Annotated in this window: 6 protein-coding genes; 4 read left to right on the plus strand and 2 right to left on the minus strand. The window is 66.4% G+C overall.

Annotated features, from left to right (window positions below; genetic code table 11):
• On the minus strand, positions 1-1,492 hold a 1,492-nt coding region (locus tag ACI38Z_RS08045; protein ID WP_439789678.1), incomplete at its 3' end, for a serine/threonine protein kinase.
• Between the two features lies 1 nt (position 1,493).
• Positions 1,494-2,486, minus strand: a complete 993-nt coding sequence (locus ACI38Z_RS08050) for an FHA domain-containing protein (protein WP_439789679.1) — start codon at positions 2,484-2,486, stop codon at positions 1,494-1,496.
• Between the two features lie 447 nt (positions 2,487-2,933).
• Between ACI38Z_RS08050 and ACI38Z_RS08055 the strand changes: the two genes are divergently transcribed.
• From ACI38Z_RS08055 to ACI38Z_RS08070, 4 genes are all read left to right on the plus strand, one after another.
• Positions 2,934-4,529: an ABC transporter substrate-binding protein gene (locus tag ACI38Z_RS08055; protein WP_439789680.1), complete on the plus strand. Its 1,596-nt coding sequence runs from the start codon at positions 2,934-2,936 to the stop codon at positions 4,527-4,529.
• 105 nt (positions 4,530-4,634) lie between these two features.
• Entirely contained in the window at positions 4,635-5,651 is a 1,017-nt protein-coding gene (locus tag ACI38Z_RS08060) for an ABC transporter permease (RefSeq protein ID WP_439789681.1), read from the plus strand.
• A 5-nt stretch (positions 5,652-5,656) separates the two neighbouring features.
• Positions 5,657-6,556 (plus strand): nickel transporter permease, encoded by a 900-nt coding sequence (nikC, locus tag ACI38Z_RS08065; RefSeq protein WP_439789682.1) that lies wholly within the window; start codon positions 5,657-5,659, stop codon positions 6,554-6,556.
• A 1-nt stretch (position 6,557) separates the two neighbouring features.
• A partial coding sequence (locus ACI38Z_RS08070; RefSeq protein ID WP_439789683.1) for an ABC transporter ATP-binding protein occupies positions 6,558-7,068 on the plus strand: 511 nt, incomplete at its 3' end.

The following is a 7,068-nucleotide window of genomic DNA, read 5'->3' on the forward strand; positions in this document are numbered from 1 at the left end:
ACACGTCGTCGTGCCAGAAGTCCACCACCTGCACGGTGGCGGAGGTGCCGTCGGATAGCGTGATGTCCTTGGTCAGGTCCGTGCGGATGCTGCCGCCCTTGGTGGCGAGGCCCGCCTTGGCCGCGAGCGCGAGCGCGGCCTTCCGGCTGGACGCGCCAGCGATCTGGGAGGCGAGGTCCGATATCTCGTCCCAGCTCTTCTCGCCAAACGCGCGGGGGCGCAGCGCGTTGTAGGCAATGGTGCCTCCCGCGGCGGCCACGGCGATGCAGCCCGCGCCGATGAGGAAGCCGCGGCGCGAAATGCTGCGCCTGCGCGCGGGCGCGGTGCCGGTGGCGGTTTCGGGCGCCTGGCTGGCGGGCGCGGCGGGTGTGGGCGTGGGGCGCTCGGTCCACAGGCGCGTGCCCACCACGTGCGCGGGGGTCAGGCCGTCGCGCAGCTCGACGGAGCGGCCCGTCGCCTGGCGCTGCCAGCGCGCCAGCTGCCCAAAGAGCGCGAGCGCGTCCGGGCGGGCGTCCTGGTCCGCGGCGATGCCGGACATGATGGCGTCCACCAGCGGCTGCTCTTCCGGCTGGCGCGCGGAGAGCGGCTCGGGGCTTTCGGCCGTCTTGATCTTGAGGGGGTCCTCCGTCGGGCGGTCGCACAGGCGGTAGGGGGTGTGCCCGCAGTACAGCTCGTACAGCACGCTGCAGAGCGCGTACACGTCGATCTTGGGGGAGCGCCTCGCTCGCATGTAGCTGCGGTCGCTAATGGCCAGCATCTCGGGCGGGGCGTACTCGGGGGTCGCGCTTCTCCACACGTCCATCGTCGCGGTGAACGTGGCCTCGTCCGGGCGCATGTACAGGGCGCTGCCCAGGTCGATCACGCAGCACTCCAGCGCGCTGGGGTCCAGGGTGCCGGGGTGGCCCTCGGGCACGCGCACCATGAGGTTGCGCGGCGAGAGGTCGCGGTGCACGAAGGTGCCCTCAAGGTAGGTGGTAGAGGCGAGCGCCTGCAGCACGGAGAGCCCTACCGCCGCGACCGTGGTGGCCTCGACGCCGCCGTCCTCGCGCTGGGCCAGGAGGCCCTCCCGCCGTGCCTCGAGCAGGTTCCTGCCCTGCACCCACTCCATGAGGATGCCCGGGTCGCCCTCGTGCGTGATGCCGTACCCGTACACGCGCGGGAAGCCCTGCAGCTGCGACACCGCGAGCATGTTGCGGTACTCCTCGAACAGCGCCGCCTCGCGACCGCGGCGGTTGAGCGCGTCCTGGTCGGCTGGCACGGGGCGCAGCCGCTTGAGGGCAAAGTACTCGTCCTCCGTGTTGCGTACGTGCAGGACCTCCGCGTAGGAGGTGTGGCGGCTGGTCCCGCCGGGGGAGGCGGGTTCCGCCAGGAGCGTCATGTAGCGGCGGCGGGCGTTGCCCTCGTCCGCGGGGTCCACGGCAAACGACGTGTCAAACTGGTCGAACTCGATTACCTCGAGCCGACCGAGGGGGCCGTTCTTCTCGTCCGCCATGCTATTCGTTCCCTTTCGCGTCGTGCTGCGCGTGCGGCCCCGCGATGCGCAGGACCAGGAACCTGGTCGTGGCGCCAAGGCAGAGCGTGTCGCTGTTGGTTATCTTTACCGGGCCGTACGTGACGCCGGGCTTTCGTTCCGCGCGCGGCGGCTCTATCACGCTCGTCTTGCGCGTGTCGCCGGATATGAGCGTTGTGCCGTTGGTGGAGCCCAGGCCCTGCGCCCACCAGGTGCCGCCCCTGCGATAGATGCGCAGGTGCTCGCGGGACACGTCGACGTCCACGTTGGTGATGGCGTTGGGGGTGGTGGCCAGCGCGCCTATGACGGTGCCCTCCGGTGCGAGCGAGAGCGCCAGCAGCGGTGGCTGCGCCACGCCGTCCAGGATGCGCAGGAGCCCCAGCTGAACGCCGCGCTCCGAAGGCCTGACCGCGCGCGCGAAGCCCGGGCCCACGCTCGTCTCTATGGTGCCGAGCCCCAGCGAGAACGCCTCCGTCGCGAAGTCGTCCACGATGCCGATGGCGGGGCCGGGGCTGCCCAGGCAGCCCGTCACCACAAAGAGCATGAGGCAGAGCTGGCCGCGCCGCTCGTCTGTGAGGCCGGGCTCGACCGACAGCTTCTGGATCGTGTTGGCGTACAGGTTGGCGTCGCCGCCGGTATCGGCCACGGCGCGGCGCATCTTTTCTGCCGCGGAGCCCGTGTAGTGGGCGAGAAGCGCGCGGCATCCGGCGTCGCCACCGCCGTGGCGCGCAAGGAGCACGGACCAGAGCGCCCGCACCGAGGTGGGGAAGTCCTGGAAGCACTCGACGCCGTACTGGCCGGGGCGCGCGTGCACGATCTCGCGCGAGATGAACGAGCGGTCGTTCAGGGCGCGGCTGCGGATGGTGAGCTCGCCGTAGCGGGCCTCGGGGTCGAAGAGCGCGAGCGCCGCGTCGCGGTTGGAGATGCGGCCGAAGTTCTTGAGGTCGGCATACAGCGTGTGGCTTGGCAGCTCCATGGCGCGGTTCGCCCCCTTTATTATCCTGTAAGGAGGGGCAACGTCCCTCCCTTAAGCTGTACGTAAGCAACCACCATTTTACGGCACTGCGGCGCTCCATGGCGCGGGCGGCGCGTGTATGGGCGAGCGGAGTATTCGATAACACTCGACGCCTTGGTGGGGATGTGGCCTGGACGTGGCCGTTCTTCTCGTCCGTATGGCATAGGATGCTGAAAATTTGCAACGGATGGCATCAATTGTCGTTTCACCGCGGAAACATGCCAAATGTTTCGTACATGAAAACTTATCGCCAATTTGATACCCAGTTTTAAGGCATGAAACAGGTATGTCACAGACATGTGTAAACGTACTGATTGCGGCGAGAGGGACTCGCCATGCGGGAGGGGCGGCGCAGGCACCGTCCGACCGCTTACCGGAAGGGGATTGCCCATGTCAAGCAAAGCGGAAATGTCACGAAGGATGTTCGTGAAGGCCATGGCCACCGTCACGGCTTCGAGCGCCTTCGCGTCCATGGTCGGCTGCGGCTCCAAGCGCGCGAGCGACGCGAGCGGCTCCGGCTCCGGCTCTGGTGACTTCACCATCACCTTCGCGCAGGGCGCGGATCCCCGTGGCCTCGACCCCGCCTACATCGACGACGGCGAGTCCGCGAAGGTCATGGTGCAGATCTACGAGAACCTGCTCAAGTACAAGGCCAAGAACTGCGAGGTCGAGCCCGGCCTGGCCAAGTCCTACGATGTGTCCGACGACGGCCTGACCTACACGTTCAAGCTGCGCAAGGGCATCAAGTTCCAGGACGGCGCACCGTTCAACGCCGCCGCCGTCAAGAAGTCCATCGGCCGCCAGCTCGAGCCCGACCGCACGGACGACATGCCGTACGCCGCGTTCACCTTTGGCTCCAAGGCCGACGGCACCGGCATCGAGAGCATCGAGACCCCGGACGACTACACCGTGGTCATGAAGCTCCGCGCCGTGAGCTCCGCGTTCCTGGCCAACCTGGCCATGTGCATGGCGTCGCCCATCGTCTCCCCCAAGGCAATCGAGAAGGGCAACACCAACGAGCACCCCGTCGGCACCGGCCCCTACAGCTTCGTGAGCTGGACCAAGAACTCCGACATCAAGCTCAAGCGCTTTGACGGCTACTGGGACAAGGAGCACGCTGGCAAGGCCAAGAACATCGTCTTCCGCTTCATCGCGGAGTCCTCGACCCGCGTCACCGCGCTTGCCAACGGCGAGGCCGACATCATCGACGGCGTGGACGAGGCCGACGTTGACCAGGTCACCAAGAACGGCGACGTGGTGGACAAGTTCGACGGCATGAACATCAACTACATGGCGTTCAACACCCAGTCCGACACGTTCAAGACCGCCGAGGCTCGCAAGGCCTTCGCCAAGGCCATCGACGTGGAGGAGGTCGTCAAGAGCCTGTACAAGAAGTACGCGACCTACGCCAACTCGATCATGCCGCTGTGGATGGCCCCGTACGACAAGGACATCAAGCAGACCGCCTACGACGCCGACGCCGCCAAGAAGGAGCTCGCGGCCCTGGGCATCACCAAGGTCAAGTGCATCACCTACTCCAACCCGCGCCCGTACAACGGCAAGGGCGGCACCGCGCTGGCCGAGGCCTTCCAGGGCTACCTCAGGAAGGTCGGCGTCGAGATGAGCATCGACCAGTACGACTGGACCTCCTACAAGACCACGGTCCAGGCCGGCAACTACGACGTCTGCTTCTACGGCTGGAACGGCGACAACGGCGACCCGGACAACTTCATGAACCTGCTCGCCGCCGACGACTACAGCATGAACGTCGCGCGCTGGGACAACGCCGACTACAAGAAGCTCATCGCCAAGGGCCTGAAGACCCCCAACGGCTCCGCCCGTGACGACGTCTACCACGAGTGCGAGAAGATGGTCGCGGACCAGCAGGTCTGGATCCCCGTCTCCCACTCCATCAACATCCTGTGCCACAAGAAGGGCGTCAAGGGCTACGTCTTCCACCCGACGGCGGTCACCTTCCTCAAGAACTGCACCAAGTCGGCCTAGCGCCCAAGCGCTCCGCCTGGGGCCAGACGACCGCGCCAAGCGGCTCTGGCCCCGTTTTCATGTTCTACCGTTTTTTATGTTTCTTAAAGAAAGGAGGAGAAGAACGTGTTTCGCTACGTCGTGAAGCGACTGCTGCAGGCGATCCCGGTCCTGCTGGGCCTCAGCATCGTCGTCTTCCTCCTCATGCACGTCTTCTCGCCGGACCCGGCGCCCGTCGTCCTGGGCGAGCACGCCACCCAGGCGCAGATGCACGCCTGGCGCAACAGCATGGGGCTCAACAAGCCCCTGGTCCAGCAGTACTTCTCGTTCCTCATTGGCTTCCTCCACGGTGACCTGGGCGTCTCGTACTACACGCACACGTCCGTCACCAAGGAGATCATGAGCCGCTTCCCTGCGACGGTCGAGCTCGCCCTCGTGGCCATCGTGCTCGCCTCCGTCATCGGCATCGCCCTCGGCGTCGTCTCCGCCGTGCACAAGGGCACCCCGATTGACGCCGTGAGCATGCTGCTCGCGCTCGTGGGAATCTCGATGCCCATCTTCTGGTCCGGCGTCCTCATGATCATCCTGTTCTCGGGCGTGCTGCACTGGCTGCCCTCGGGCGGGCGCATCAACCCGCTGCTCGCCCCCGTGGGCGGCACGGGCCTCTTCCTCGTGGACACGCTCCTCTCGGGCGACTTCGAGGCGTTTGGCGACGCGCTGCGCCACATCATCCTGCCGGCGCTCGCGCTCTCGCTCTACTCCATGGCCATCATCACCCGCATGACGCGCTCGAGCATGCTCGACGCCCTCAACGAGGACTACGTCCGCACCGCCCGCGCCAAGGGCCTCACGCCGCACGTCGTGCACAAGCACCACGCCCTCAGGAACGCCATGCTGCCCGTGACCACGGTCATCGGCCTGCAGCTGGGCAGCCTCCTCGGCGGCGCCATGCTCACGGAGACCGTCTTTGCCTGGCCCGGCATCGGCAAGTTCATCGTGGACAGCATCCTCAAGTCCGACTTCCCCATAGTGCAGGGCACGGTCATGCTCATCGGCGTGATCTTCGTCATCATCAACCTGATCGTGGACATCATCTACGCGTTCCTCGATCCCCGCATCAAGTACACGAAGGAAGAGGGGTGATAGGCATGGCAGAGGCAACCGCAGAGACCGCAAAGCCCACGGCGGAGAAGGGCGAGTCCATCTGGAACGACGTCTGGTACTCGCTCTCCCACAACGCTACCGCCATGGTGAGCCTTGCCTTCATCGCGATCGTCGCTCTTCTCGCCATCCTGAGCGCGATCTTCCCGCAGATCCTGCCGTACGACCCGTACGCCCAGGACCTGAGCCAGTCGTTTGCCGCGCCGAGCGCCGCGCACTGGTTTGGCTGCGACCAGCAGGGCCGCGACATCTTCAGCCGCGTCATCGTGGGCGGCCAGGTCTCGCTCACCGTGGGACTCCTGTCCGTCTCCATCTCGCTCGTGGTGGGCGTGACGCTGGGCGCCATCGCCGGCTACAAGGGCGGCAAGGCCGACACCATCATCATGCGCTGCATGGACGTGCTGCTGTCCGTCCCGTCCATCCTGCTGGCCATCACGTTCATGGCCGCGTTCGGCAAGGGTATCGACAAGGCGGTCGTCGCGATCGGCCTGGTCTCCATCCCCGAGTACGCGCGCATCGTGCGAAGCCAGATCCTCTCCGTCAAGGAGAACGACTACGTGAGCGCTGCGCGCGTGATCGGCGACTCCGACGCCAAGATCATCTTCCGTCACGTGCTCCCCAACGTGGCGCCCTCCATCATCGTCCGCGCCACGCTGGGCATTTCCAGCGCCATCCTGGACGCCGCGGCTCTGGGCTTCCTGGGCCTGGGCGTGCAGCCGCCGCAGGCGGAGTGGGGCGACATGCTGGGCCGCGGCCGCAACTACATCTTCCAGGCGCCGCACGCCATGATCTACCCGGGCCTCGCCATCACGCTCACCGTGCTCGCGTTCAACCTGCTGGGCGACGGCATCCGCGACGCCGTCGACCCCAAGTCGAGGAGGCGATAGCATGGCGATGCTAGAGGTAAAGGACCTCGTTACCGAGTTCCCCACGCGCCGTGGCGTCGTGCGCGCCGTGGATGGCGTGACCTTCTCGATCGAGAAGGGCGAGATCCTGGCCGTCGTGGGCGAGTCCGGCTCGGGCAAGTCCGTCACGTCCCTCTCCATCATGGGACTGCTCCAGAAGCCGGGCCACGTGGCCTCGGGCTCCATCACGTTTGACGGCCAGAACCTGCTGGGCCTCAACGAGAAGCAGATGGAGGACGTGCGCGGTCACAAGATCGCGATGATCTTCCAGGAGCCCATGACCTCGCTCAACCCGGTCTACCGCGTGGGCGACCAGATCGTGGAGGCCATCCAGGCCCACACGGACATGAAGAAGAACGACGCGTGGGCACACGCGGTGGAGATGCTGCGCCTGGTGGGCATCCCCAGCCCGGAGGACCGCGCGCGCGACTATCCTCATCAGATGTCCGGCGGCATGCGCCAGCGCGTCATGATCGCCATGGCGCTGGCCTGCA

The organism is Parafannyhessea sp., from assembly GCF_051876455.1.
In the GTDB taxonomy this organism is placed as follows: domain Bacteria; phylum Actinomycetota; class Coriobacteriia; order Coriobacteriales; family Atopobiaceae; genus Parafannyhessea.

Excerpts from the sequence above, each read along its gene's own strand:
- ACI38Z_RS08050 (WP_439789679.1), bottom strand. The coding sequence starts at position 2,486 with ATGGAGCTGCCAAGCCACACGCTGTATGCCGACCTCAAGAACTTCGGC.
- ACI38Z_RS08055 (WP_439789680.1), top strand. The coding sequence starts at position 2,934 with ATGTCACGAAGGATGTTCGTGAAGGCCATGGCCACCGTCACGGCTTCG.
- nikC (WP_439789682.1), top strand. The coding sequence starts at position 5,657 with ATGGCAGAGGCAACCGCAGAGACCGCAAAGCCCACGGCGGAGAAGGGC.